The 26,040-nt window shown below is 69.2% G+C and carries 27 protein-coding genes; 16 read left to right on the top strand and 11 right to left on the bottom strand.

The annotated features are described in order from the left end of the window. Positions 1–86: 86 nt before the first annotated feature. Positions 87–329, top strand: a complete 243-nt coding sequence (locus tag OU996_RS00880) for a NepR family anti-sigma factor (RefSeq protein WP_420712666.1) — start codon at positions 87–89, stop codon at positions 327–329. After that, on the top strand, positions 326–880 hold the full coding sequence (locus OU996_RS00875; protein ID WP_267583805.1) for a sigma-70 family RNA polymerase sigma factor: 555 nt from the start codon (positions 326–328) through the stop codon (positions 878–880). The genes OU996_RS00880 and OU996_RS00875 overlap by 4 nt, the downstream gene beginning before the upstream one ends. A gap of 190 nt (positions 881–1,070) precedes the next feature. Here OU996_RS00875 and OU996_RS00870 read toward each other — a convergent pair whose 3' ends face one another. The 3 genes from OU996_RS00870 to OU996_RS00860 all read right to left on the bottom strand — a co-directional run bounded on the left by OU996_RS00870 (position 1,071) and on the right by OU996_RS00860 (position 3,911). After that, positions 1,071–1,250 (bottom strand): DUF1328 domain-containing protein, encoded by a 180-nt coding sequence (locus tag OU996_RS00870; RefSeq protein ID WP_267583804.1) that lies wholly within the window; start codon positions 1,248–1,250, stop codon positions 1,071–1,073. 116 nt (positions 1,251–1,366) lie between these two features. Next, positions 1,367–2,266, bottom strand: coding sequence for a LysR family transcriptional regulator (locus OU996_RS00865; protein ID WP_267583803.1), 900 nt, complete (start codon positions 2,264–2,266; stop codon positions 1,367–1,369). Positions 2,267–2,714: 448 nt separating this feature from the next. Beyond that, the gene (locus OU996_RS00860) at positions 2,715–3,911 is read right to left on the bottom strand and encodes a DNA recombination protein RmuC (protein ID WP_267583802.1); all 1,197 of its coding nucleotides are present in this window, start codon (positions 3,909–3,911) and stop codon (positions 2,715–2,717) included. Positions 3,912–4,021: 110 nt separating this feature from the next. Between OU996_RS00860 and def the strand changes: the two genes are divergently transcribed. From def to OU996_RS00845, 3 genes are read left to right on the top strand one after another with little or no spacing between them, the layout of a single operon-like run. Further along, a complete protein-coding gene (gene def, locus OU996_RS00855) occupies positions 4,022–4,564 on the top strand; it encodes a peptide deformylase (RefSeq protein ID WP_267583801.1) in 543 nt (180 codons plus the stop codon). Positions 4,565–4,602: 38 nt separating this feature from the next. After that, a complete protein-coding gene (gene fmt / locus OU996_RS00850; RefSeq protein ID WP_267583800.1) occupies positions 4,603–5,532 on the top strand; it encodes a methionyl-tRNA formyltransferase in 930 nt (309 codons plus the stop codon). Further along, complete coding sequence (locus OU996_RS00845) at positions 5,529–5,984, top strand: GNAT family N-acetyltransferase (protein WP_267583799.1); 456 nt, start codon at positions 5,529–5,531, stop codon at positions 5,982–5,984. The genes fmt and OU996_RS00845 overlap by 4 nt, the downstream gene beginning before the upstream one ends. A gap of 242 nt (positions 5,985–6,226) precedes the next feature. On the opposite strand, the gene OU996_RS00840 is transcribed toward OU996_RS00845, so the two are convergent. Next, on the bottom strand, positions 6,227–7,120 hold the full coding sequence (locus OU996_RS00840) for an SDR family oxidoreductase (protein WP_267583798.1): 894 nt from the start codon (positions 7,118–7,120) through the stop codon (positions 6,227–6,229). A 112-nt stretch (positions 7,121–7,232) separates the two neighbouring features. Here OU996_RS00840 and OU996_RS00835 point away from each other — a divergent pair, with 112 nt between their 5' ends. Continuing rightward, positions 7,233–7,649 carry a winged helix-turn-helix transcriptional regulator gene (locus OU996_RS00835; protein WP_267583797.1) on the top strand — a complete coding sequence of 139 codons (417 nt, stop codon included), beginning with the start codon at positions 7,233–7,235 and terminating at the stop codon, positions 7,647–7,649. A 58-nt stretch (positions 7,650–7,707) separates the two neighbouring features. Here OU996_RS00835 and OU996_RS00830 read toward each other — a convergent pair whose 3' ends face one another. Further along, the gene (locus OU996_RS00830) at positions 7,708–8,343 is read right to left on the bottom strand and encodes a peroxiredoxin (protein ID WP_267583796.1); all 636 of its coding nucleotides are present in this window, start codon (positions 8,341–8,343) and stop codon (positions 7,708–7,710) included. Positions 8,344–8,557: 214 nt separating this feature from the next. Between OU996_RS00830 and OU996_RS00825 the strand changes: the two genes are divergently transcribed. Beyond that, positions 8,558–8,821: a hypothetical protein gene (locus OU996_RS00825; protein WP_267583795.1), complete on the top strand. Its 264-nt coding sequence runs from the start codon at positions 8,558–8,560 to the stop codon at positions 8,819–8,821. A gap of 76 nt (positions 8,822–8,897) precedes the next feature. On the opposite strand, the gene OU996_RS00820 is transcribed toward OU996_RS00825, so the two are convergent. Then, positions 8,898–9,524 (bottom strand): helix-turn-helix transcriptional regulator, encoded by a 627-nt coding sequence (locus tag OU996_RS00820; RefSeq protein ID WP_267583794.1) that lies wholly within the window; start codon positions 9,522–9,524, stop codon positions 8,898–8,900. A 163-nt stretch (positions 9,525–9,687) separates the two neighbouring features. On the opposite strand from OU996_RS00820, the gene OU996_RS00815 reads away from it, so the two are divergent. Then, positions 9,688–10,047 (top strand): DUF952 domain-containing protein, encoded by a 360-nt coding sequence (locus OU996_RS00815; protein WP_267583793.1) that lies wholly within the window; start codon positions 9,688–9,690, stop codon positions 10,045–10,047. Between the two features lie 3 nt (positions 10,048–10,050). Beyond that, complete coding sequence (locus OU996_RS00810) at positions 10,051–11,127, top strand: quinone-dependent dihydroorotate dehydrogenase (protein WP_267583792.1); 1,077 nt, start codon at positions 10,051–10,053, stop codon at positions 11,125–11,127. 21 nt (positions 11,128–11,148) lie between these two features. On the opposite strand, the gene OU996_RS00805 is transcribed toward OU996_RS00810, so the two are convergent. The 4 genes from OU996_RS00805 to OU996_RS00790 form a co-directional block, all read right to left on the bottom strand. Then, positions 11,149–11,673 carry a c-type cytochrome, methanol metabolism-related gene (locus OU996_RS00805; RefSeq protein ID WP_267583791.1) on the bottom strand — a complete coding sequence of 175 codons (525 nt, stop codon included), beginning with the start codon at positions 11,671–11,673 and terminating at the stop codon, positions 11,149–11,151. Positions 11,674–11,754: 81 nt separating this feature from the next. Next, positions 11,755–12,024, bottom strand: a complete 270-nt coding sequence (locus OU996_RS00800) for a DUF6460 domain-containing protein (RefSeq protein ID WP_267583790.1) — start codon at positions 12,022–12,024, stop codon at positions 11,755–11,757. 3 nt (positions 12,025–12,027) lie between these two features. Continuing rightward, complete coding sequence (locus OU996_RS00795) at positions 12,028–13,857, bottom strand: cisplatin damage response ATP-dependent DNA ligase (protein ID WP_267583789.1); 1,830 nt, start codon at positions 13,855–13,857, stop codon at positions 12,028–12,030. After that, positions 13,854–14,903 carry a ligase-associated DNA damage response exonuclease gene (locus OU996_RS00790; protein WP_267585542.1) on the bottom strand — a complete coding sequence of 350 codons (1,050 nt, stop codon included), beginning with the start codon at positions 14,901–14,903 and terminating at the stop codon, positions 13,854–13,856. Before OU996_RS00790 ends, OU996_RS00795 begins: the two co-directional genes overlap by 4 nt. A 59-nt stretch (positions 14,904–14,962) precedes the next feature. Between OU996_RS00790 and OU996_RS00785 the strand changes: the two genes are divergently transcribed. The 4 genes from OU996_RS00785 (at position 14,963) to pdeM (ending at position 20,354) form a co-directional block, all read left to right on the top strand. After that, on the top strand, positions 14,963–15,916 hold the full coding sequence (locus OU996_RS00785) for a class I SAM-dependent DNA methyltransferase (protein ID WP_267583788.1): 954 nt from the start codon (positions 14,963–14,965) through the stop codon (positions 15,914–15,916). Between the two features lie 40 nt (positions 15,917–15,956). Beyond that, a complete protein-coding gene (locus OU996_RS21420) occupies positions 15,957–16,904 on the top strand; it encodes a DUF6615 family protein (RefSeq protein ID WP_420712665.1) in 948 nt (315 codons plus the stop codon). A 227-nt stretch (positions 16,905–17,131) separates the two neighbouring features. Next, entirely contained in the window at positions 17,132–19,663 is a 2,532-nt protein-coding gene (locus OU996_RS00780) for a ligase-associated DNA damage response DEXH box helicase (protein WP_267583787.1), read from the top strand. Continuing rightward, entirely contained in the window at positions 19,632–20,354 is a 723-nt protein-coding gene (pdeM, locus tag OU996_RS00775; protein ID WP_420712736.1) for a ligase-associated DNA damage response endonuclease PdeM, read from the top strand. Before OU996_RS00780 ends, pdeM begins: the two co-directional genes overlap by 32 nt. An 18-nt stretch (positions 20,355–20,372) precedes the next feature. Here pdeM and OU996_RS00770 read toward each other — a convergent pair whose 3' ends face one another. Further along, positions 20,373–23,717: a tetratricopeptide repeat protein gene (locus OU996_RS00770; RefSeq protein WP_267583786.1), complete on the bottom strand. Its 3,345-nt coding sequence runs from the start codon at positions 23,715–23,717 to the stop codon at positions 20,373–20,375. A 555-nt stretch (positions 23,718–24,272) separates the two neighbouring features. Between OU996_RS00770 and OU996_RS00765 the strand changes: the two genes are divergently transcribed. The 3 genes from OU996_RS00765 to OU996_RS00755 all read left to right on the top strand — a co-directional run bounded on the left by OU996_RS00765 (position 24,273) and on the right by OU996_RS00755 (position 26,040). Next, entirely contained in the window at positions 24,273–24,701 is a 429-nt protein-coding gene (locus tag OU996_RS00765) for a MerR family transcriptional regulator (protein WP_267583785.1), read from the top strand. 159 nt (positions 24,702–24,860) lie between these two features. Further along, positions 24,861–25,487 carry a 2-hydroxychromene-2-carboxylate isomerase gene (locus OU996_RS00760; RefSeq protein WP_267583784.1) on the top strand — a complete coding sequence of 209 codons (627 nt, stop codon included), beginning with the start codon at positions 24,861–24,863 and terminating at the stop codon, positions 25,485–25,487. A 43-nt stretch (positions 25,488–25,530) separates the two neighbouring features. Next, positions 25,531–26,040, top strand: a complete 510-nt coding sequence (locus OU996_RS00755) for a hypothetical protein (RefSeq protein ID WP_267583783.1) — start codon at positions 25,531–25,533, stop codon at positions 26,038–26,040.

Here is a 26,040-nt window from a genome sequence, read left to right as displayed (position 1 = left end):
CCCGACCGCCGTTATGCCGGGGTAGCAAGCGACGGAGCCGTCCTCCCCTTTTTCGCTTTGGTGGCTCAATGTCGGGAAAAAAGACGATGAATGACGAGCAGTCCGGGGGACATGCGGTCAGCGCGGAAGCGCTGGGCAAGACCTCAATGGCGGGGGGCGCGGGTAACGCTCTCGGCAGCGACATCCAGGCCAAGATCGGCCAGCATCTGCGCGCCATGTATGACGACGTGGTGCGCCAGGGCGTGCCCGATCGTTTCCTCGACCTTCTTTCGCAGCTCGATGAGCCGGCCAAGGCTACCAAGTCCGGTGAGGGCGGAGGCGAGAAGTGAGCCAGTTCGATCCCGTGCTGCGCGATGAAATCATCGCGGCCATTCCGAATCTGCGCGCTTTCGCGATCTCGCTGAGCGGCAATGTCGACCGCGCCGACGATCTGGTGCAGGAGACGCTGCTGCGGGCCTTCGCCAACATCAACAGCTTCCGCACCGGCACCAACCTGCCGGCGTGGCTGTTCACCATCCTGCGCAACCTGTTCCGTTCGGAATACCGCAAGCGCCGGCGTGAAGTGCCTGATTCCGACGGCGCCTTTGCCGCGACGCTGACGACCAATCCCGACCAGAACACGCATCTGGACTTCGAGGATTTCCGCACGGCGCTCGACAAGCTGCCGCCGGACCAGCGCGAGGCGCTCGTTCTCGTGGGTGCCTCCGGCTTTTCCTATGAGGAAGCCGCCGACATCTGCCAGTGCGCGGTCGGCACCATCAAGAGCCGCGTGAACCGGGCGCGCAAGCGGCTGGGCGAATTGCTCGCGATCGAAGATGCCGGGGATTTCGGCCCCGACAAGACCACCCAGGCCATCATCGCGGCCAGCGACCGGCTCTGAGCCGGACCTTTTTCCCCCGTCACCGATACCTGACCAGCCTGCCATCGCGGGAGCGTGGAACTGTGCCCGGCGCCCTCGCGCCCGGCCCGGTTCCGCGCTCACGTATGCGTTTCCGGCGCGCGGGCGCACCTGCGAAAACGCCCCCGGTTGTGGCCGGGGGCGTTTCACCTTGCAGGGGCGTGAGGGGCGATCAGGGCGCCCGGCTCGATCGGCCGCGCAGCATGCCGACCACGGCGGAGACCAGGAACAGGATGATCGCCACAAAGAAGATGATCTTGGCGATCTCGATCGCCGTGCCCGCAATGCCGCCGAAGCCGAGAACCGCCGCGATCAGCGCGACGACGAGGAAGGTCAGAGCCCAACCCAGCATGGTGTGCCTCCAGATGTGAGGCGGCGTCGCCGCCGCCGTGCAAGCTGCGGCCGATGCCGCGTCGCCCTGACAACTTGGAGAGAGGCACCGGGTTCCCGTCCGGTCGGCGTCGCGCCTTAGATGCGGCCAGTCAGCGCCGGGGCTACCGCCTTGGCCTCCGCCACCAGCGCGGTGACGATCGGCGTCATCGGCTCGCGGTCGAGCACCACGAGGCCCATCTGGTGCGAGACTTCCGGCGAGACGATGGGAATGGAGCGGATGCTGGGCGGGAAGGCGAACACATCCGCCAGCGTCTTGGCGACCACGCTCGCCCATTTGCCGGTGCGCACATGCGAGAGCAGGGCAATGGTGGAGTTGGCCTCCAGCATCGGCGTGACGGTATGCCCGGCTTCCGCCAGCTGCTTGTCGACGATGCGGCGGTTCTGCATGTCGGGGGTGAGCAGGCAGAGCGGCACCTGGCCGATCTCCGCCCAGGTCACGCTCGCCCGGTCGCCCAGCGGGGAATCGACCGAGGTGAGAAAGCGATAGCCTTCCTTGTAGAGCGGGACCGTCTTCAGCCGGCCGACGGGATCATTGTCGAGATAGGTGATGCCGGCATCGGCTTCGAGGTTCTCGATGAGCCGCAGCACCTCGTTCGAGCTCGCCGACATCAGCGTGAAGCGCACATCGGCGTGCTTCTCGTGGAACGGCGTCGTGAGCTCGGAGAGCATGGGCATGGCGGTCGGGATGGCGGCGATGCGCAGATGGCCGGACAGGCCCTTGCGCATGCCGGCGATCTCCTGGCGCATGGCGCGCACATCACCGATGACGCGGCGGGCCCATTGCAGCGCGCGCTCGCCCTCCGGCGTGAAGCCGATGAAGCGCGAGCCGCGCTCGACGAGGCGCACGCCGAGCTGTTCCTCGAGCTGCTTGAGGCCGGCGGAAAGGGTCGGCTGGGTGACGCCGCACGCTTCGGCGGCGCGCCCGAAATGGCGCTCCTTGGCGAGCGCCAGCAGAAGTTCAAACCGATCGATCACGCAACGCTTCCTGACGGGTACGATAGAACGTTTCTATCAGACTATCAGATTCCGCTTCAGATACGAATTCGACTGATTACAGACACAGGGGAAACTCACAGGGAAGAGGGGGGCGGCGTACCTCTCCCGCCGTCATCCCCGGGCTTGGCCCGGGGATCCATGACTTTGGCCGGGCGCGAAGGGGAAGGCGTGGATGGCCGGGCCAAGCCCGGCCATGACGGCGCACGGGGAGGGTCGCCGCCTATGGCCGATCTGGGATCGCGGGGGCGTCTTGATCGGCCTACCATCCCGGTTGTCCGCCGGCACCCGACCGATCCGACGATCCCGGCTCTGCGCTGCGCTTCGGCCGGGATGACGCCTTGATGGGTCTGTTCGGCCGCGCCTGCCCTTGGGCTTGCCGAAGGCAAGTCCGGAGGGGCCGGGATCACGCGAGGGGAAGCGGCCGCGCTTACTCCGCCGCGCCGCGGATCTGGCGCAGGCCCTCGCCCATGGGGAGCGGCGGGGTGTCGGCGGGGATGGGCTCGCCGTCGAATTCGAGCTGCTCGATGCGCGCGCCGCGCTTGGCGATCTTGTCGGCGGAGGTCAGTGCCTGCGACACGTCGTCGGTCACCTGGCCGAAATGCTTCTGCAGATTGCCCACCCGGTCGCGCAGCCGCATCACATCGGCGACCAGCTTGCCGCATTCGGCGCGGATGAGGTCGGCCTGCTCGCGCATCCGCGCATCCTTGCAGATCGCCTGCACCACCTGCACCGCGAGCATCAGCAGCGAGGGCGAGACGAGGATCACGCGGGCGCGGAACGCCTGCTGGATGACGTCGTCGAAATGCTCGTGCAGCTCGCCATAAACGGATTCCGAGGGCACGAACATCATCGCGATGTCCTGCGTTTCGCCGCTGATGAGGTAGCGCTCGGCGATGTCCTTCACATGCTTGCCGACATCGGCCTTGAGCCGCGTCTCGGCCTGCTTGCGCGCTTCCGCCGTCGGCGCCTCGCGATAGGCGGTGACGGCCTCCAGCGGGAATTTGGAATCGACCAGCAGCGGGCGCTTGTCGCCGGGCAGGAAGATCGCGCAGTCGGCGCGCCGTCCATTGCCCAGCGTGTGCTGGAAGGCGAAGCTGTCGCGCGGCAGCCCGTCGGCGATGATCGCCTGCAGCCGGCCCTCGCCAAAGGCGCCGCGCGCCTGCTTGTTGGACAGCGTCTCGCGCAGGCTCATCACCTGCCCGGAGAGCTCGCCCAGGCTCGCCCGCGCCTGATCGACAAGGGCGAGGCGCTCATTGAGCTTGGCGAGGTTCTCATGCGTCGCCTCGGCCGAGCGCGCGAGGCTTTCGCCGACCCGATGCGAGGAGGCGTCCAGCCGCTCGGCGACCGCGCGGGCGAGCTCGCCCTGGCGCTGCGCCAGCACCTCGGCCATGGACTGAACGCGCCCGACCGTCTCGGCCTGCGTGCGTGCGAGCTCGATCAGCCGCGTCTCCAGGTCTTCCGCCCGGCGGGCCTGCTCGTCCGCCTCCTCGGCGCTGTGCCGTGCCGCGCGCGAGACCGCCCGCAGAACGGCGAGCAGCAGCAGGAAGCCGAGCGCCGCGCCGGCGATCAGCGTATGGGCGAGGGTCACGGGCTGCGTGCCGATAACAAAGAGAAGCTGATCCATCGCGCGCTTTTAGCAGATTCTCGTCAAAGCGCGAACGGAGAGTGAACATCCGTCCCCATCCGCGCGCCGCCTCCGTTGACCGGAAAACGGCCAGCCCTTATCTGGACGCCATGTCGATACGCTCCTTGGTCATTCTCCCCGATTCCCGCCTGCGGCTCATCTCCGATCCGGTGACGCGCGTGGATGCGCGCGTGCGCGCGATCGTCGAGGACATGTTCGAGACCATGTATGACGCGCCGGGCATCGGCCTTGCCGCCATCCAGGTCGGCATTCCCGAGCGCATCGTCACCGTCGATGTCGGCCGGCGCGAGCGCGAGGATGACAGCGAGGACGCCAAGAACCCGATCGCGCTGATCAATCCTGAGATTGTCGGCGCCTCCGAGGAGCTGTCGGTCTATCAGGAAGGTTGCCTGTCGATCCCGGAATATTACGCTGATGTCGAGCGCCCGGCGCGGGTGAAGATCCGCTACATGGACCTCAACGGCGAGACGCGCGAGATCGACGCCGAGGGCCTGCTCGCCACCTGCGTGCAGCACGAGATCGACCATCTCAACGGCGTGCTGTTCATCGACCACATCTCCAAGCTGAAGCGGGATCGGGTGCTGACCAAGTTCACCAAGCTCGCCAAGCAGAAGGAACGCGACGGCGACTGAGCCTGTCCGCGGTCCGCGCATCATCATCGGGGGCACTCATGCGCATCGTCTTCATGGGCACGCCCGATTTCGCGGTGTCGACGCTCGCCGAAATTGTCGGCACCGGCCATGAGGTCGTCGCCTGCTACACGCGCGCGCCGGCGGCGGGCGGGCGGCGCGGGCTCGATCTCGTGCCCTCGCCGGTCCACCGCGCGGCCGAAAAGCTCGGCGTGCCCGTGCTGACGCCCGCGAGCCTGCGCACGCCCGAGGCGGCCGAGACCTTCGCCGCCCATGAGGCCGATGTCGCCGTGGTCGTCGCCTATGGCCGCATCCTGCCGCAGAACATTCTCGACCTACCCGCGCTCGGTTGCTTGAACCTGCACGCCTCGCTGCTGCCGCGCTGGCGCGGCGCGGCGCCGATCCAGCGCGCCATCATGGCGGGGGATGCCGAGAGCGGCGTCGCGGTGATGAAGATGGAAGCCGGGCTCGACACCGGCCCCGTCGGCCTCGTCGAGCGCGTCGCCATCGGCCCGGACATGACGGCGGGCGAGTTGCATGACCGGCTGATGATCGTCGGCGCCGATCTGATGGGTCGTGCACTCGCGGCGCTGGAGCGCGGCGGTCTCGATTTCCGCCCGCAGCCCGCGGAGGGCGAGACCTATGCCGCCAAGATCGACAAAAGCGAGACCCGCATCGACTGGAGCCGCCCGGCCAAGGCGGTGCACGACCATATTCGCGGCCTGTCGCCCTTTCCCGGCGCCTGGTTCGAGCTGGACGGCGCGCGGGTGAAGGTGCTGCGCTCGACGCTCGCGGCGGGGTCTGGCGCGCCGGGCACGGTGCTGGGCGATGATCTCACCATCGCCTGCGGCGAGGGCGAAGGGGCGAGCGCCGTGCGCCTCACCGAGGTTCAGAAGGCCGGCAGCCGCGCCCTGCCGGCGGACGAGTTTTTGCGCGGCGTGGCGCTGGAAAAGGGCAGGGTACTCGCATGAGCGATACGGGCATCACCATCCGGCCGCTGGTGGCGGAGGACTACGCCGTGTGGGCGCCGCTCTGGCAGGCTTATCTCACCTTCTATGAGGCGAGCCTGCCGGAGGCGACGAGCCGCACCAGCTTCGCCCGCCTGACCGATCCGGCCGAGCCGATGTGGGGCGCGCTGGCTTTCGAGGGCGAGACGCCGCTCGGCCTCGTTCACGCGCTGTCGCACCGCTCGACCTGGAGCGTGCAGGATTATTGCTATTTGAACGACCTGTTCGTCAGCCCCGCCGCGCGCGGCAAGGGCGTCGGCCGGGCGCTGATCGAGCATGTCTTTGCCGAGGCGGCCCGGCGCGGCTGCGCGGATGTGTATTGGCTCACGCATGAGACCAACACCACCGCGCAGCGCCTCTACAACACGCTGGCCGACCGGCCGGGCTTCATCGAGTACCGCAAGAAGCTCGGCTGAACCAAGCTCGGCCAATCGGTCAGATGCGGTGTCATCTGCACCCTACTCCGACGTCATCCCCGGGCATGACCCGGGGATCCACGACTTTTCCGGGCGCTACAGGTCAAAGGCGTGGATGGCCGGGCCAAGCCCGGCCATGACGGTCCATGGGTGGACCATGGCGGTCCCCTGCCCAATGTCCTCCCGGCTTGATCCGGGAATCCACGACGTCTTCGGCACGGCGGCTTGGAGGGAGCCGTGCCTCACAGCGCGGCGAGCGCCGGGGTGTTGGCGGCGAGCCACTCCGCGAAGGGGCGCGGCTGGCGGCCGGTGAGGCGGGCAAAGTCGCCCGTGATCTCGGCGACCCGGCCGGCGGCGGTGTTGCTGTCGAAGGACGCGAAGACGCGCGCCAGCGGCTCGGGCAGGCCCGCATGTACCATGCCCTGCACCAGCCCTTCGAGCGGCACCTGCACCACCGCGATCGGCTTGCCGATGGCCGCGCTCACCGCGCTGGCGATCTCCGTCTTGGTCAGCGCCTGCGTGCCGGAGAGCGTGTAGGTCGCCTTGCCGCTCTCGCTACCGGCCAGAACCTTGGCGGCGGCGAAGGCGAGGTCGTCGCGGGCGATATCGGCGCTGCCCTGGCCCTCATCGGCCGTGTACCAGGCGCCCGCCGCGATGGCCGGCGGCAGGAACATGAACAGGTTCTCGAAGTACCAATGGTTGCGAAGCACGGTCCAGCCGGGCAGGGCGCTGGCCGCGAGCGCCTGTTCCGTGCCCTCATGGTCGGGCGCGAGCAGCAGCGGCGAGTCTTCCGGCTTCGGCGCCGAGATATAGACGACGTGGGTGACGCCAGCCGCTTCCAGCCCGGCGATGGCCGCCTGATGCTGGGCAAGGCGGCGACCCGGCCGGTCGAGCGCATCGGTGCTGATCAGCAGGGCGCGGCCGACGCCGGCAAAGGCGGGGGCGAAGGTGCTGGCGTCCTCGAAATCCAGCGCGCGCACATGGACGCCCTTGGCGGCCCAGTCGGCGAGCTTGGCCGGATTGCGGGAGCCCGCGACGATGCGGGAGGGGGCGACGCCCAGCTCCTGGGTCAGGTGACCCAGAACGAGCTGGCCGAACTGGCCGGAGGCGCCGGTCACCAAAATCAAATCAGTCATGTCAGCCTCAACGCGTGGTGAACTTGATGCGCGGCACGCTAGCGTCCATACTCTCTAATGGAAAGTACGCACCTTTTGGTTAGTATTGCGGGTGCGCGGAGGTAAGGACGCGATGGGTCGGGATCGGGAAACCTTCAAGGAGCGGGTCCGGCGCGGCGAGCTACGCGCGACCGACTGCCCCTCGCGCGAGGTGCTCAAGCATGTGAGCAGCCTGTGGGGCACGCTGTGCCTGCTCATCCTGCGCGACGGCACGATGCGCTTCAGCGAGCTGCGCCGCATGGCGGCAGGGGTGAGCGAGAAAATGCTGGCGCAGACGCTGCGCCTTCTGGAGGAGGACGGCTTCGTCGCGCGCCGCTCCTTCCCCGTCGTGCCGCCCCATGTCGAATACAGCCTGACGCCGATGGGCCGGGAAGTCGCCGATCATCTGGGCACGCTGACCGACTGGATCGAAGGCAATGTCCACCGCATCCTCGGCCACCGCCGGTCGGCGGAGGCAGCGGGAGCGGCCGGGGACAGCCCCCGGCCGTGAGAGACGATGCGCGGCACGGGCGGACGCCCGCGCAGGGCGTCGCGCCGCGTCTTGCGCCTCACTTGCCCGGCTGGGGCACCACGCGCAGATAGGGCTTCAGCGTCTTCCAGCCGCCGGGGAACTTCTCCTTGGCCGCCTCGTCGCTGACCGAGGGGACGATGATGACGTCGTCGCCATCCTTCCAGTTCGCCGGCGTGGCGACGGAGTGCTGGGCGGTGAGCTGGAGCGAATCGATCACCCGCAGGATCTCGTCGAAATTGCGCCCCGCGCTCGCCGGGTAGGTGAGCGAGAGCTTCAGCTTCTTGTCCGGGCCGACGACGAACACCGAACGCACCGTCATCGTGTCCGACGCGTTGGGGTGGATCATGTCGTAGAGGCCGGAAACCGTGCGATCCTGGTCGGCGATCAGCGGGAAGTTCGGCGCGAAGCCCTGTGTTTCCGCGATGTCGTCGGCCCATTTGGCATGCGCGTCCAGCGGATCGACCGACAGGCCGATGACCTTCACGTTGCGCCGGTCGAATTCCGGCTTCAGCCGCGCCACCTGGCCGAGTTCGGTGGTGCAGACCGGGGTGAAGTTCTTCGGGTGCGAGAACAGCACGCCCCAGGAATTGCCGAGCCACTCATGGAAGCGGATCGGGCCTTCGGTGGTCTCGGCCTCGAAATCGGGAACCACGTCCCCAAGGCGGATGGTCATGCGTCTCTCCACTGTCAACCGGCTGCACGGTTAATTACGTTTAACGTATGTGGTTATTATGATAATCCGCATTTTCTCCCGTAGGAAGTCGGGCGTCGCCGGTCTGCGGTATTTTCGGGAACCGTCACCGGCTTTGTGCGTTGAACGGTCAGACTTCACGGGCGGCCCTTCAGGCGCGCTCGACGAGACAGGGCCAAGTCTGGAGAGGGAAATCATGTTCAAGGTCATTGCCATCTGCGCCATCGCGCTGAGCGCGGCTGCCTGCACCACCACCGAGCGTCGCACCGCGGGCGGCGCGCTGATCGGCGGCGGCACCGGCGCCGTCATCGGCGGCATCGCCGGCGGCGGCACGGGCGCGGCGATCGGTGGCGCCATCGGCGCGGGCACGGGCGCGGTGATCGGCGCGGCCACCTCGCCGGGCGACTGCTACGCCCGCGATGCCTATGGCCGCACCGTGAGCGTGCCCTGCCGCTACTGACCGAGTTCTTGAGATGCGACGGGAACGGCCCCTCGGGGGCCGTTTCTATGTGGAAGGCCCGCCGCTGGATAGGCGGTTACTGGCTCGCCCAGAGCACACGGGCGATCCAGGCAATCTCGCCTTCCGTGAAGCTGCGGTCGGGGTGCTCCGGGTTGAGCGAGCGCAGTTCCACCGTGCGCGTGGTGCGGCGCTTCAGCTCTTTGGCCAGCACCTCGCCCTCGCGCGTCTTCACGATCACCCGGTCGCCCCGCCGCACCGGTGCCGCCGGGGAGACCACGACGACATCGCCGTCGCGATAGAGCGGCAGCATGGAATCGCCGGCGATCTCCAGCGCATAGGCGTGCTCGTCGCCCACATTGGGAAAGGCGATCTCGTCCCAGGCGCCGCCGACCGGAAAGCCCGCATCGTCGAAATAGCCGCCGGCGCCCGCCTGCGCGAAGCCGATGAGCGGGATCGCCCGGCGCCCCGCCGTCGCGCCCTCGATGAGCGCCATGAAATCATCGAGGCTGGTCGCGGTCGCCGCGAGGATCTTGGCGATGCTCTCGGTCGAGGGCCAGCGCAGATGCCCGTCAGCCGTGGTGCGCTTGGAGCGGTTGAACGTGGTCGCGTCGAGCCCGGCGCGCTTGGCCAGCGCCGAGGGGCTCAGCCCATGGCGCTCGGCCAGCCGATCAATGGCCCGCCAGATCTGCGGATGAGTCAGCACGATGCACCGCCGCCGGAATTTTGTCGGATGAATAGGAATTATACCCTATTTTTGCCAAAGTCCAGCCGCCTCGCACGCCATGCGTGCCGACCACTTCGCCGTTGCCAGCCCCGGCAAGCGGGGCTAGAGCGGGCGCGGCCCCGCCGCAGCAGGATGAAGCCCCGTGAGTCAGCCCCCCGCCCTCATCTACAAGATCGTGCCGCGCGCGCTGTGGCAGCTGGCGGAAGACGCCGGGCGCTTTGATGGCGCGCCGGTGGACCTTGCCGACGGCTTCATCCATTTCTCCACCGCCGCGCAGGTTGCCGAAACCGCCGCCCGCCATTTCGCTGGGCAGGACGATCTCTTGCTGGTGGCCATCCGCACCGAACGGCTCGATCCCGCCGCGCTGCGCTTCGAGCCTTCCCGTGGCGGCGATCTCTTCCCGCATCTGTATGCGCCGCTGGAGCTCGCGGCCGTCGCCTGGGTGCGTGACCTGCCGCTCGGCGAGCATGGGCGCCATCTCTTTCCCGCCTTCGAGGGCTGAACCATGCGCGCTCTGCTCGACCTCGCGCTTCCCTTCGCCCGGCTGATCGACCCGGAAACCGCGCATGGCCTCGCCATCAGCGCGCTGTCCCGCCTGCCGGCCGGGCCCGCCCCGGCGGATGATCCGCGCCTCGCGGTGGACGCCTTCGGCTTGCGTTTCCCGAACCCGGTGGGCCTCGCCGCCGGTTTCGACAAGGAGGCCGAGGTGCCCGACGCGCTGCTTGGCGCCGGCTTCGGCTTCGTCGAGGTCGGCACCATCACGCCGCGCCCGCAGCCCGGCAATCCGCGCCCGCGCAATTTCCGCCTCGTCGAGGACCGCGCGGTCATCAACCGCTATGGCTTCAACAGCGGCGGCCATGGCCCGGCGAAAGCCCGGCTCACCGCGCGGCGCGGCCGGGCGGGGATCGTCGGCGTCAATGTCGGGGCGAACAAGGACAGCACGGACCGCGCCGCCGACTATGTCTCGGGCATCCGCGCCTTTGCCGGCCTCGCCAGCTATTTCACCGCCAATGTCTCCTCTCCCAACACACCGGGCCTGCGCGATCTGCAGGAGGAGAGCGCGCTCGATGATCTGCTCGCCCGCGTCATCGCTGCGCGTGACGAGGCGGCGCCGGGCATCCCGCTGCTGCTGAAGATCGCGCCCGATCTCGCGCTGCCCCATCTCGACAGCGTGGTGGAGGTGGCCCGGCGCCGGCGCATTGACGGGCTGATCGTCTCCAACACCACCATCTCCCGTCCGCCGACCCTGCGCGCGGCGGCGAAAAGCGAGACCGGCGGGCTTTCCGGCCGCCCGCTCTTTCCGCTCTCCACCCGCATGCTGGCGGAGACCTATCTGCGTGTCGATGGCGCCTTCCCGCTAATCGGCGTCGGCGGCATCGACAGCCCGCAGACGGCGCTGGCCAAGATCGAGGCCGGGGCGAGCCTGATCCAGCTTTACTCGAGCCTGGTCTATGAGGGGCTGGGGCTGGCCGCGCGGATCAAGGCGGGGCTGGCAGCGCGCCTTGACCGCGACAAGACCACGCTCGCCGCGCTCACCGGCCGCAACGCCGCCGCGCTGGCGCGCGAGCCCTTTCCCGGCTGATCGCGCGCCTGAACCGGGCGCCTAGCCCATGCAGGCGTTCTCCTGCGCGCTATAGCCTTCGGGGCGCGGCGCGTTCTTCTGCGGCTGGCCGCGCCCGAGCGCGCCATCCGAGCGGGCGCGCAGATAGACGAAGATGGCGTCGATGAAGCACATCACATTCGGGTTGTTACCGAAGGCGGGCATCACCAGATCCTGGCTGGCGCTGACATTCTTCTTGCCGTTGGCCACCGTGTCCATGAAGGCGGCATAGTCGAGCGTCTGCAACGCATCGACGAGCGAGGGCGCGAAGCTCGAGCCGAGCCCGTCCGGCCCGTGGCACTGCATGCAATTGGCGGTGTAGCGGATGTAGCCGACCGAGGTGTACCAGTCGACCGTGCCATCCGTGTCGATCTTGAAGGTCGGGTTGCCGGCCTTGTCGCTATATTCCCCGTCGCTGACGCTGGCCGGCGTCGGGTCGCCCGAGCCATCCGCCGCGAGCGGCGAGGACAGGGCGAGAAGCAGGGCGGCAGCCGCCCCGAAGGCGGCGCCGGTGCGTGGCGTTGTCATGATCGCTCCCTCATCCCCGGCTTCTTGCCGTCCGGGGAAAGGCGAGCCTCCTGCCGCCAGCTCAGCCCGTCAAGGGCGCGTTCAGCGCCCCCGGTTAGCGAGGCGCATGATGATCCAGAGCGGAATGACGATCACCGCGCCGAGCACGAAATAGCGCCATAGCCGCTCCACCGCCTCGAAGCTGAAATTGAACAGATGCCGCACCAGGCTTTCGAGGCTGGCGAAGATGTTCATCGGGTCGAGCCCGAGGGCGGAGAGGATGACGCCGACCACCAGCGAGAGCAGCAGTAGCCGGATGAGCACCCAGAGCGGCGAGCCACCCATCCAGCGGGCGAGCTGATTGTCGGCCATGATCTACGCTCCTTCGGCAGTCGATGGTGCCTTCCCTAGCACGCCGGCGGCGGGGTTGGGAGCGGCGCGGCGAGGGGCGCTGCCCTCCTCGCCGATCATCGCTTCAAGCGTCGCCAGCCGGTCGGCCTCGCCCGGCGGCTTGTCCCAGCGCAGGCGGGCGATGCGGGGGAAGCGCATGGCGAGGCCCGAGCGGTGGCGGGTGGAGCGCGCCAGCCCCTCAAAGGCGACTTCGACCACCAGCCCCTCGCTGGCGGTGTGGACCACCTCGCGCACCGGGCCGAAGCGGTTCACCGTGTGGCGGCGCACGAAGCGGTCGATCTCGATCAGCTCGGCATCGGTGAAGCCGAAATAGGCCTTGCCGACCGGCACCAGCTCGCCCTCGCCGGAACGCTCCCCGGTCCAGACCCCGAACGTGTAGTCGGAATAATAGGAGGAGCGCTTGCCGTGGCCGCGCTGGGCGTACATCAGCACGGCATCGACGCTGTGCGGGTCGCGCTTCCATTTCCACCACGGGCCCTTGGGACGGCCGGGCAGATAGAGGGTGTCGGCGCGCTTCAGCATCACGCCCTCCACCGCTTCCGCATCCTCCCCCGCGCCATGCGCGGCCGGGTCGGCACGGGCGGCCGCGAGATCGTCCCAGCTCGCGAAGGGCACCAGCGGGGAGACGTCGAGACGCCCCTCGGCCGGATGCGTGGCGATCAGGGCGGCGAGCCGCGCGCGACGCGCCTCGAAGGGCAGGTCGCGCAGATCCTCCCCCGCCTCGACCAGGAGGTCATAGGCGCGGATATGGGCGGGGAACTCCGCGATGAGTTTGGCGGAGACGACCTTCCGGTTCAGCCGCTGCTGCAACACGTTGAAGGACTGCACCCGCCCCTCGCGCAGGATCAGCAATTCGCCATCCACCGCACCGTCGAAGGCGAGCGCCTCGGCGAGGTCGGGGAAGGCGCCGGAAATATCTTCGCCAGTGCGGCTGTAGAGCCGGGTGACGTGCCGGCCATCCGGCCCGGCGGCCCGTACCGCCTGCACGCGGATGCCGTCCCATTTCCACTCGGCGTGGAAATCGGCGGGGTCGAGCGCAGCGAAATCGGCGTCCTCGATGGGGTGGGAGAGCATCACCGGCCGGAATGGGGCGGGGTCTTCGGTCGCGGGTTTTTCGCCGTGCCCCTCGGCCCAGGCGAACAGCGCCTCATAGGGCGGGGCGAGGCCTGGCCAGACCAGCTCGATCTCGTCCGGCGCGCGCGCGCCGAGCGCCGCCACCGCTGTCTTGGCCAGGCGCGCGGACACGCCGATGCGCAGCCCGCCGGTGATGAGCTTCAACAGCGCCCAGCGCCCGGTCTCGTCCAGCCGGTCGAGCAGGCTTGCCAGCACAGCGGGCATTTCCGCCCGGCCCATATGGGTGAAGGCGTGGACGATGTCGGAAAGCGGCACGTCGGAGGTGGGGGAGGCGGGCTCCCCCTCACCCCAACCCTCTCCCCCACGGGGAGAGGGGGCTCGGTCGGTCGCTTCCAAAGCCCTCTCCCCGTGGGGGAGAGGGTTGGGTGAGGGGGGCTCACTCCGCGGCGGCGCCGGCCACATCAGCGCGACGGTCTCGGAGAGGTCGCCGACATAATCATAGGACAGCGCGAACAGCACCGGGTCGGTGCGCTCCATGATGAGCTGGCGGATCAGGCCCGGCTTGGCATTGCGGAACGACAGTGCCCCCGTCAATGCGGCCAGCGCCCATCCGCGCTCCGGGTCCGGCGTGTGCCGGAAATAATCGGCGATGAGCGCGATCTTGCCGTTGCGGCGCGGCTCATAGACGAGGCGGTCGAGAAGCGCGGCGAAGCGGTTCATGCCGTGCCCTCCGCGATGGCGGTGGCCTCGGCGGCGGCGTTTTCCGCCTCCTCTTCCCCATAGCCGACCATGTGCAGCGGGCGGGCGCGCAGTCCGGCGAGCCCGGCCCAATGCACCAGCGCGTCCTCCTGGCCATGGGTGACCCAGAGCTCCTCGCAGCCCGTGGCGAGGATGGAAGCCTGAAGGTCGTCCCAGTCCGCATGATCGGAGATGATCAGCGGCAGCTCTACGCCGTTCTGCCGGGCGCGGGCGCGAATGCGCATCCAGCCCGAGGCGAAGGCGGTGACGGGATCGGGGAAGCGCCGCGACCACACATCGGTGAGCGAACTTGGCGGGCAGAGCACCACCGCGCCGGCGAGCTCCGCCCCCTTCAGCCCGCGCGCGGGGCTAACCTCGCCGAGGTCGATACCCTCGGCCTGATAATAGGCGGTGAGCTTTTCCATCGCCCCATGCAGCAGGATCGGCCGCTCATGCCCGGCGGCGCGCAGGAGCGCCATCACCCGCTGCGCCTTGCCGAGCGCATAGGCGCCGACGAGATGCGCCCGCTCCGGGAACAGCGCGAGCGATTGCATCAGCTTGGCGATCTCGTCGGCCGGCTCGGGATGTCGGAAGACCGGCAGGCCGAAGGTCGCCTCGGAGATGAAGACACGGCAGCGCACCGGCTCGAAGGGCAAAGCGGTCGGGTCGGCCCCCGGCTTGTAGTCCCCGGAGGCAACGATGCGGCAGCCGTCCTTTTCCAGCAGGATCTGCGCTGAGCCCAGAATATGCCCGGCCGGGTAAAAGGTAACGCTGACACCGTTGACGCTGACGCTCTCGCCATAGGCGGCGGCCTGCGTCGAGCCGGCGAAGTTCTCGCCATAGCGGATGGCCATGATGTCGAGCGTCTGCCGCGTCGCCAGCACGGCGCCGTGGCCGGCGCGGGCATGGTCGGAATGGCCATGGGTGATCAGCGCCCGCGCGACCGGGCGCGTCGGGTCGATGAAGAAATCGCCGGCCGGCGAATAGAGGCCTTGCGGCGTGGAGTGGAGAAGCTCTTCCGGGCGCATCGCCAACGATATATAGGGCGGCGCCGCGACTTTCCGCGAGCCCCCTGAAAGAACCTCTCATGAGCGCCGCCCGGCTGATCCTCTCTTCCGGTGACCCTCTGGTCGACCGCCGGATGGACTGGGCGCGTGCCCTGATGGCCGAGGGCAATCCGGGCGACGCCGCCGCCCTGCTCGACGAGGCGGTGGCGCGCGCCGATCACTACGCGCCGGGCTGGTTCCTGCTCGGCGAGGCGCGCGAGGCGCTGGGCGAGGCTGAGGCGGCGCGCGCCGCCTATGAGCGGGCGCTCGATCTCGACCCCGCCGACACGCTGGGCGCCGGACTGCACGTTGTGCGCCTCGGCGGCACGCTGCCGGACGCGGGCGGGGCCGGCACGAGCTTCGGCATGAGCGAAGCCTATGTGCGCACGCTGTTCGACCAGTATGCCGACCGCTTCGACGCGGCGCTGGCCCGGCTCGGCTATCGCGGGCCGGAGCTGATCCATGCCGCGCTTACGGAAGCCTGCGCGACGCTCGCGCAGGCCTATGCCTTTGGGCGCGGGCTGGATCTCGGCTGCGGCACCGGGCTGGTGGCGGCGCGGCTTGCCGATCATGTCGGCGCGCTGGAAGGCGTCGACCTCTCGCCCAACATGATCGCGCTGGCGACCCGCCGCGGCGTCTATGAGCGGGTGGTGGCGGGCGAGATGGTCGCCTTCCTTAAGGAACGCCCGGCGGAAGATGCCGACCTCATCTTCGCCGGCGACGCCTTCTGCTATCTCGACGATCTCAGGCCCATCCTAAACGAGAGCGCCCGCGTGCTGGAGCCCGGCGGGCTGCTGGCCTTCACCGTCGAGACCCATGACGGCGCGGGCATCCTCCTGCGCGACACGCTCCGCTTCGCCCATGCCGAGCCTTACGTGCGCGCGGCGCTGGCCGAGGCCGGCCTCGCGCTCGTTTCCTGCGCCGCGCAGTCGACGCGGACGGAGAAGGAGCAACCGGTGCCGGGGCTGGTGGTGGTGGCGCAGCGGGTGTCTTGAACGTCTATTTGCAGAATCGTTAGCTAGGGAATGGCTCTCCATGCTGTGCCAATTCGCTCATCAATTTCCGTACTTTGTTGAGAGTTTTCTAGAGCAGGGGCGTTCATTGCGCCGCCGGTTCCGCGAGGAAACCGTCACCGATGTTATGATGGGCAGCCTCATCACTGCCGGCGGTGGTAGGGTGGTCGTGGAGTTCCCCAACGAACCCGTGACGGGTGCTGACATGGAGTGGAACTTCGTTAATACGAGCGATGGGACGTTCTTCCGTATCCTGCTGCAGGCGAAGCAGGCCTATGGCGAAGGGAAGAGTTGGATGAGGCACGGTTACAAAGAGTTGCTTCATACCTCGGGAACTGGACCCAACCTTCAGGCCGAGACTCTATGCGATACAGCCCGTGCGCCTGGATCAGCCACTTATCCACTTTATATCCTCTACCATCCAGCACAGACCTGCGCATTGGTACAAAAATATGGGTCGACCCTACTGTCTGGAGTAAATTTAGCCGATGGTTTCGTGATTGAGAAGCTTGTTAAGGCTGCGAATACACGCGCGCTTCGCACCAGAAACAAGAGTCTAAAGGCTATTGCCCCGCATCTATTCTCTTTGACCGATCTATTTTGTCCTCCGACTGTGTGTCCTGTGGGGCCGGTCGCATTTGCCCCCGGAATGTTCCCTATACCCATGTATGTCTCGACGGCGACGGGAAGGCCCGTCTTAGGAGTGCCTATTCCACCGACACCACGCGACATCAGAGATCGCATTGCTAATAGGCGGAAAGGAGACTTAGCTTGGACGTCCGAAATGCAAGATACGACTGTACCTGAAGTCCCGCGTGTCTCAGAGACTATACCTGACGACGTAAAGGCTATCATCGCGAGGCGAGTAGATGGAGCAGTAGGGGCACCCGAGCCTCTTAACCGCTGGCGGATGACATTTATAACCACGATTCCTCGAGACGTTCCTGGCGCTCCATCCGCGGAGAGCTAAGACCGCGCCGACCCTCATGTGTGGCAGCACTGGCTAAAGCCGGCCTCACGCTCGTCTCCTGCACACCGCAGTCGAGGCGGCCCGGCCATCCACGCCTTTCGCTCCGTTGGCGCACACGGGAAGTCGTGGATGCCCGGGCCAAGCCCGGGCATGACGGTGTGCGAGGCGGCAGGTGTTCCGGCACGCGCCCCCCTCGCAATTCCCTCCCGGCGCATTAGCTTGGCGCGGTGGCCGCACGCGATTCCGATCCCGACGATCTCCTGCCCGAGAGCTTCCGCCGCTGGTTCGCCGGGCGGGGCTGGGCGCCGCGTGCGCATCAGCTGGAACTGCTGGAGAAGGCGCGCGAGGGCCGCTCCACCCTGCTGATCGCGCCCACCGGCGCCGGCAAGACGCTGGCGGGTTTCCTGCCGACCCTCGTCGATCTCGCCCAGCGCCCGGTGGTGCGCAACAGCGTGCGCCCGCCCGGCATCCACACGCTCTACATCTCCCCGCTCAAGGCGCTGGCGGTGGATGTCGCCCGCAATCTGGAGCGGCCGGCGGAGGAAATGCGCCTGCCGATCCGCATCGAATCGCGCACCGGCGACACCCCGGCCTCGCGCCGCCAGCGCCAGCGCCGCGACCCGCCGGACATATTGCTCACCACCCCCGAGCAGATCGCCCTGCTGCTCGCCTCGACTGATGCCGAACCACTGTTCGGCGACCTCAAGCGCATCGTGCTCGACGAACTCCACGCCCTCGCCGGCTCCAAGCGCGGCGACCTGCTCTCGCTCGGCCTCGCCCGCCTGCGGGCTCTCGCCCCGCTGGCGCAGACGGTCGGCCTTTCCGCCACGGTGGCGGACCCCGACACGCTGCGCCGCTGGCTGGTGCCGCAGACCGGCACTCATGAGATGGGCGACATGGTGGTGGCGGAGGCCGGCGCGGCGCCGGATCTCTCCATGCTGGAAAGCGCCGCCCATGTACCCTGGGCCGGGCATACCGCCCGCCACGCGCTGAAGGAGATCTACCGGCTCATCACCGCCAACACGACGACGCTGGTTTTCGTCAACACGCGCATGCAGGCCGAGCTGCTGTTTCAGGAGCTCTGGCACATCAATGACGACAATCTGCCGATCGCCCTGCATCATGGCTCGCTCGATGTCGCCCAGCGCCGCAAGGTGGAGGCGGCGATGGGGGAGGGGCGGCTGAAGGCGGTGGTCTGCACTTCCTCGCTCGATCTCGGCATCGACTGGGGCGCGGTTGATCTCGTCATCAATGTCGGCGCGCCCAAGGGCTCCTCGCGCCTCATGCAGCGCATCGGCCGGGCCAATCACCGGCTGGATGAGCCCTCGCGCGCCGTGCTGGTGCCGGCGAACCGCTTCGAGGTTCTGGAATGCCGCGCCGCGCTGGAGGCGGTGCGCGCGGGGGCGCAGGACAGCGCGGTCATCCGCTCCGGCGCGCTCGATGTGCTCGCCCAGCATATTCTCGGCATGTGCTGCGCCGGGCCGGTGAGCGCGGATGATCTCTACCGCGAGGTCGTCTCCGCCGAGCCCTATGCGGAGCTCAGCCGCACGGATTTCGACGACACGCTCGATTTCGTCGCCACCGGCGGTTACGCGCTGCGCGCCTATGAGCGTTTCGCCCGCATCCGCCGGATGAAGGATGGCCGCTGGCGCGTCGCCAACCCGCAAATGGCGCAGCAATACCGGCTGAATGTCGGCACCATCGTCGAATCCACCATGCTCAAGGTCCGCCTTGCGGGAGCCAAGGCGCGCTATGGCGGGCGGGTGCTCGGCGAAGTGGAGGAATATTTCGCCGAGCAGCTCAGCCCCGGCGACACCTTCGTTTTCGCTGGCGAGGTGCTGGCCTTCCTGACCATTGCCGAGAACGAGGTGCGCGTCACCCGCACGCAGGCGACCGATCCTCGCGTGCCGTCCTATGCCGGCGGCAAGTTCCCGCTCTCCACCTTCCTTGCCGCCCGCGTGCGCGCGCTGCTGGCCGAGCCCGCGCGCTGGGCGAGCCTGCCCGGTCAGGTGCGCGAATGGCTGGAGCTGCAGAAATGGCGCTCGCGCCTGCCGGGCCGTGAGGATTTGCTGATCGAGACCTTTCCGCGCGGGGAGCGGCATTACCTCGTCGCCTACCCGTTCGAGGGCCGGCTCGCCCACCAGACGCTCGGCATGCTGCTGACCCGCCGCCTCGACCGCGCGCGGCTGAACCCGCTCGGCTTCATGGCCAATGACTATGCCATCGCCATTTACGGCCTGTCCGACCTGTCGCTCGCCATTGCCGATGGGCGCCTGTCGCTGGACGGCCTGTTCGACGCCGACATGCTCGGCGACGATCTCGAGGACTGGCTGGCGGAATCCTCGCTGATGAAGCGCACCTTCCGCCAATGCGCGGTCATCGGCGGGCTGATCGAGCGGCGCTTTCCCGGCCAGGAGAAGAACTCCCGGCAGGTCACCATGTCCACCGACCTCATTTATGACGTGCTCCGCCGGCATGAGCCCGGCCATGTGCTCTTGCGCGCGGCGCGGGCGGACGCGGCGACCGGCCTTCTGGACATTCGCCGCCTCTCCGACATGCTGACGCGCATTCGCGGGCGAATCGATCATGTGCCGCTGGCGCGCGTCTCCCCGCTCGCCGTGCCGGTCATGCTGGAGATCGGCCGCGAGCGCGTGGCGGGCGAGGCGTCGGAAGCCCTGCTCGCCGAGGCCGAGGACGATCTGATCCGGGAGGCGATGAGTGGCGCAGGTGGTCGCGCAGACAGCGGAAGCGGCGGATGAGGCGGTGGGCGCGGGCGACGAGTTCGCCCTCGCCGACGCGCGCCTCGTGCTCGACTGCGCCGGCGCGCTGTACTGGCCGGCCGAGCGGATGCTGATCGCCGCCGACCTGCATCTGGAGAAGGGCTCCTCCTTCGCCGCGCGCGGCGTGCCGCTGCCGCCTTATGACACCCGCGCCACGCTCGCTCTGCTTGGCGAGATCGTCGCCCGCTGGAATCCGCGCCGCCTCGTCTTGCTCGGCGACAGCTTCCATGACCGGCGCGGCGCCGAACGGCTGGGTCTGCTGGAACGCGAGCAGCTCGCGGACCTTATGCGTGGGCGCGAGGTGGTGTGGGTCGCCGGCAATCACGATCCCGATCCCATGCCCGGCCTTGGCGGCACGCCGGCGGACGAACTGCGCGTCGGCCCGCTCAGCCTACGCCATGAGCCTTCCGCCCAACCGGTGACCGGCGAGATCGCCGGCCATCTGCATCCGGTGGCGCGGCTCGTGGTGCGCGGGCGGGGCCTGCGGCGGCGCTGCTTCGCCAGCGACGGGGCGCGCCTCGTCATGCCGGCGCTCGGCGCCTATGCGGGGGGATTGAACATTCGCGATGCGGCGGTGGCCGGGCTGTTCGCCGGGGATTTCGCCGCCCATCTGGTCGGGGGCGCGCGCATCTACCGCTTCGCCCACCACGCCTGCCTGCCGGACCGCTAGGCGGTCGCTCGCCCGCGATCAGCGCGAGGCGGTCTTCTTCGGGGTCGTGCCGTCGGCGGTCCAGTCCGAGCCATTGGCCTTGGCGTCGACCAGGGTCGGCGTCCATTTGGCGATGGCGGCACGGGCGCTCGCCAGTGCCTTGGCGTCGAGCTTGCCGGCGATCTCGTCGCGCTTCACCGCCGCTTCCGCGTCGCCCGCCGCTGCCGCCAGCGAGAACCAGCGCCAGGCCTGCGGCAGGTCCACCGCGACGCCGAAGCCACGGGCATAGAGCACGGCGAGATTGTACTGGCTGTCGCGCACGCCGCGCTCGGCGGCGCGGGCGAACCACTGGGCGGCGGTGCGGTAATCGGGCTGGCCATCCACCCCGGCGGCGAGCAGCACGCCGAGATTATGCATGGCCCGCACATTGCCGGCATTGGCGGCCTGCTCATAGAGCTGGCGGGCGCGGGCGACATCACGCGCCACTCCGTCGAGGCCCTTCTCATAGATCGCGCCGAGCCGGTAGGCGGCCGGCACCGAACCATTGGTGGCGGCGAACTCGAACCATTCGGCGGCGCGGGCGGGGCTGGCGGTCACGCCGATCCCGTCGAGGAAGCGGTGGCCGATCTCATAGGCGGCGGCCGGATCGCCCGCGAGGGCGGCCGAGCGCAGGCCCTGCCCGCCAATCGCGGCCGGCAGGTCCGAGGGCACGAACAGGCTGGAAGACGGGCCGGGCAGCGGTGTCACCGGCTCGCTTGGGGTCGCCTCCGGGGCGGGGGCGGGCGCCGGGATCACCTGCGGCGTGACGCTGCGCGGCGCGCCGATGGAGCCGGTGATGTCGTCGGGCGACGGCAGCGAACCGGGTGCGGCCGTGGGCGCCGCCGGGCGGGCGACATTGCTGGCAGGGGCGACCGGCGCCCTGGCGCGCAGCTGCGCCTCGCGCATGGTGGTGAGCAGGTGCCAGGAGCCATAGGCCATGGCCGAGCCGCACATGCCGATCAGCAGCATGGCGCGGATGCGCGCGAGCCAGCGCCGGCTGGCCGACACCGGCCGGGGGCGCTGATGACGGTCGCCGATGCGGCTGTGCATCTCCGGCAGCACGACGGAGGCGGGCTGGGTCGCCCGGCGGGCCTGCGCGATGAACTGGGTGCGGCTCGGCGCGCCGGTCCCCCGCGCCTCGGGCTCCTCATCCTCGCTCAGGCGGGCGTTGGCGTCATAGGCGTAATCATCGCCCAGCGCGCCGATCAGTGCCCCCTCATCCGGCTCGAAGGCCGGGGAGGCGGGAGCCGCGGCGGCGGCAGGAGCGGCGGCAAGCTGCGGGGCGACCGGCGCCGACGCGGCTTCCGGCGCCATCTGCGGCGTGACGAAGGCGGCGGCGACCTCGGGGGAGCGCGAGAGCTCCTCCAGCGCCGCGCGCATGAGCTGCGGCTCGAAGGGCTTGGGGATCGAGGCCGGCGGCGGGGTGAAGATGGGCTGCGGCTCGGCCGCGACCGACGGGGCCGGGGCCTGCGGGGGTGTCGCCTGCGGGAGCGCCTGCGGGGGCGCGGCGGGCGCCTCCAGGACGGCGGCCACCGGCGTGGAAGCGGGGGCGACGGCGGCCGCGCGGTTCGCCTCGATGGCGGCGATCTCGCGCTTCAGCAATTGCCCGCCCGTGCCGCCACCGCGCGGCCGGTGGCCGGCATTGGCGAGGATGGTGGCGCGGGTCTCTTCCATCTGGATGAACAGGTCGTTCACCGCGCGCTCGATGGTGGCGAGCTGGCCGCCGATCTTGGTCGCCGGGTCGCCGGCATTGTCGAGCTTCTCGGCGATGGCGGCGACCTGCCGGCTCAGCGCGTCGAAGCGCGGGCCGTGATCGGGCATTGCCACCGGGCGCTCGATGCGCTCGATGCGGTCGGCGAGGCCCCGGATCAGCGGCTCGACCTCGGCCGGCACCTCGCGGCGCACGCTGGCGAGGCCGTTCTGGATCGAATCGAGGCGGCTGAAAATGTCGCCGAGCGGGATGGTGGGCGCGGGCTGGTTGCCGATCCGGTCGGCGAGATGGTCGATGCGGCGCTCGATCTGGCCGACGGCCGAGCGGATCATCGCCTCGTCCACCACCGGCATCTGGCTCACCTTGGCGGCGAGCAGCGCCACCTGCTCGGCGAGCAGGCGCAGCGCGTCGGTCGACAGCGCGCGGCCGAGAAGGTCGCGGATCTCGCTCGCCTGCGCCTGGAGCCGGGCGATGGCGGCGCCGTCCACGCTCTTGGCGTTGACGATGTCGATCTTGCGCTCGAGCGTCTCGATGCGGCCGATCAGCACCGCCGGGTGCTCCGGCAGCTTGAGCGAGCCGATCATCTCGCGCATCGCGCCAAGGCTGGCGCGCATGTCCTCATCGCCGAGCTGGGCGCGTTCGGCGCGCTCGGCGAGGCGGGTCACGGTGCGCTGGAGGTCGTCCACCGCGCGACGCGGGGCGAGTTCGCTGACGCTCGCGCGCATGTCGCCGAGCTCACGCTGCAGCGCGCCGATCTGCTCATTGATGAGCAAAGGGCGCGGCGCGGCGGCGCCAGCGGGCGGCGTCATCGGGGCCGAGGGCGGGGAGGAGATGCGGCGCTCGCGGCCAATCTCGCCGCGGACATCGCGGGAATAATCGTGGTTTGCCTCGCGGATCGGCTCACGAAGAGTCTCGCGGGCCGGTTCGCGCAGCGTCTCGCGGGCAGCGTCGAGTTCGTTCTGGCGCGCGGCGATCTCCGCCACCGCCGCCTCGATCGCCGCCGGGCCGGGCACGGCATCGGTGAAACGGGCCCGCGGATCGGCCAGCCGAGGGCTGCTCGCGGGCGGCGCGCTGACGGACTGGGCGCTGGCGAGGGGCTGGCCGGCGCGGGCCAGCGTCTCGGCGGTGCGCACGATCTCGTTCGCCCGCCGGTCGAAGTACTGGTTGGACGCGCTCGCCATCTGAGCGCTTGCCATTCCCGCCGACGCGGCGGCGCGCTGGCGCGGGGCGTTCATCGAATCGAGGCGCTCATTGATCTGGCGCAGCGCGGCATCGAGCCGGTTCTCGGCGGAAGGTGCCGGCGCGGGGCGCGCGGTTGCCACCCCCGCGGTCGCGGTGGCCGCCGTCGCATAGCTGTCCATGCGCAGCGCCTCGCGGCGCGGCTCGACGGCGCGGGCCTCGACGGGGTGGGTCTCGGTGCCGCGGGTGTCGGCAAGCCCGGCGGACATGCTCGCGGGGGCGGCGCTGACCAGACGGTCGATCACGCCGGACAGCTCCTGCACACGGCGTTGGAGGTCGTCCACCGTGCCGCCGACGGCGTTCGCCGTCTGCATCGCCCCGGCATTGGAGGCGAGAAGCTGGTCCTTCAGCCACTGGTCGAGCGGCAGGCCGGCCTGGCGTGCGGCCTCGCTCATCGCTCGCCATGCTTCGGGCGCGATGTGGCCCGTCGTCGAAGGGGCGCCTTGCCTCACCTGGGGTCTCCGTCGCATCGGCGCGGGCGAGGCGAGAATCGCCACCTCCAGCGCTGGAGCTCATGCGACCGACTGTTCAATTTCTTGGTAAATGTCGCGTTAATGCGCTACCGCCGATTAACCACGACGTGGCGATGCCCCTGAAAAACTGCCGCGCGGACGCCCCGCTCCGCTTTTGAGAGTCGCGGTGGGCCGTCCCATGCCGGCGCGCCACCCACCGCCGTCGCAAATGAGTCGGCGGCGGGTGCCTTTCCCTGCATTGCCGTCATGTCCGAAGGTAAACTCAGCGCCCCTCACACCGCTTAACGCGGCGGTTTCGACGCGTGCCGTATTCTCGCCGTAATCCGAAAAATCGATTGGTAACAAGCGGTTGATGGGTCGTTTAACAGTAAGTTGCCCTAAGGGAGGGTGCGACTTTCTCCCCTAGCGGAAGCCGGTCTGCGAGACTGCGTCAACTTCACTGACGTGTCCCCGTCAAAACCCTCTGGAGTCGCCCCGATGGATTTCTCCTCTTTTGAAGCCGATCGCGCCGTCGATGCCTCGCTCGCCAGCAGCGAGACCCAGTACTTCACCATTGGCGATCTCGCCCGTGAGTTCGATGTGACGCTGCGCGCCCTGCGCTTCTATGAGGACAAGGGCCTCCTGTCGCCGCGCCGCGAGGGCCTGACCCGCCTCTACACCGCCGCCGAGCGCGCCCGCCTCGCCATCATCCTCAAGGGCAAGAAGCTCGGCTTCACCCTCGCCGAGATCAAGGCGATGGTCGCCCTGCGCGAAGGTTCGGCGATGCCGAATGGCGGTCTGGCGCTGACCCGCGAGAAGTGCGCCGAGCAGCTCGCCCTTCTCGAGCAGCAGAAGGTCGAGATCGACGAGGCCATCGACGAGCTCCGCCAGATGGTTGCCGCCTTCCCGGCCCGCGTCGCCGCCTGATTTCGGCGCCTACGCTTTTCTCCTCGATTGTCCGTTTGGCGGCGCTCCCTCGTGGGGCGCCGTCGGCGTTTTGGGGGGGCTTTGCGCCGGAGCGGGTGGTGCTTTAGCGTTCGCGGCGTGATTCCGGCGCCCGCCTGAGCGCCGCAGCCCGAGGCGCCCATGTCCACCTCCACCTCCCGTTCCATCGACTATTATTTCTCGACCCAGAGCCCCTGGGCCTTCATCGGCTTTCCGCTGTTCCTCGACATTGCCGCCCGCCATGGCGCCCGGATCAATTTCAAGCCGGTGCTGCTCGGCGAGCTGTTCGCCGACACCGGTGGCCTGCCGCTGCCCAAGCGCCACCCGGCGCGCCAGCGCTACCGGCTTTTGGAGCTGAAACGCTGGCGGCTGGCGCGGGGCCTCGATTTCCATATCAGCCCGGCGCACTGGCCGTTCGACCCGAACCTCGCCGACCGGCTCATCATCGCCGCCCAGCTCGCCGGGCATGACCCGGCCCCGCTGGTCGCCCGCCTCGGCGCCGGAATCTGGCAGCGCCAGGAGAACATGGCCGATGCGGCGACGCTGTCCGCCGTGCTCGCCGAGTTCGGCCTGCCTGAGAGCCTGATCGAGGCCGCGCGGGGCGAGCGCACGCTGACCATCTACAAGGGCAATCACGATGCCGCGGTGGAGGCTGACGTCTTCGGGTCACCTTCCTATGTCCTAGATGGCGAGGTGTTCTGGGGACAGGACCGGCTCGACCTGCTCGACGCCGCCCTTGCCAGCGGCCGCGCGCCGTTTACGCCCTGAACAGGCGCCCGTGCGGTGGCGACCTGACCGACGGAGGACCACCATGAAGGCGCTTCGCCACCTTGCCGCTCTTGCCGCCGTCGCCGCTCTGCCCCTCGTGGCGGTGGCGCCGCCGGCTCTCGCCCAGGCGGGCGCCACCACGGCCACACCCGGCACCACACCCGGCCCCGCCGCGCCCGCGCCCGGCTTCAGCCTGCAGGCGGTCGAGGGTGGCGTCCTGAAGCTCGACACGCGCACGGGCGCCCTGTCCTTCTGCTCGGCCAAGGCGGGCGCCTATGTCTGCGAGGCGGTGCCGGAGGATCGCGCGGCGCTGGAGGCGGAGATCAGCCGCCTTCAGGCCCGTATCGCGGAGCTGGAAAAGGGCCGCGCCGGCGTGCCCGACATCATGGCCCCGCCGGCGGGGAAGGAGGGCGCGCCGGACGCGCCGATGACCGAGGAAGCTCGCAAGCGGCTCGACGAAGCACTGGACGTCGCCGAACACGCCTTCCGCCGCTTCATGGACATGGTGAACCGCCTGCGCGGCGAGCCGGCGCCGCAGGGCGAGAAGCTCTGA

This window comes from Ancylobacter sp. SL191, assembly GCF_026625645.1.
Classification (GTDB): domain Bacteria; phylum Pseudomonadota; class Alphaproteobacteria; order Rhizobiales; family Xanthobacteraceae; genus Ancylobacter.
Note: the sequence above shows the minus strand (reverse complement) of the source record. Positions and strands in the feature narration are given on the sequence as shown.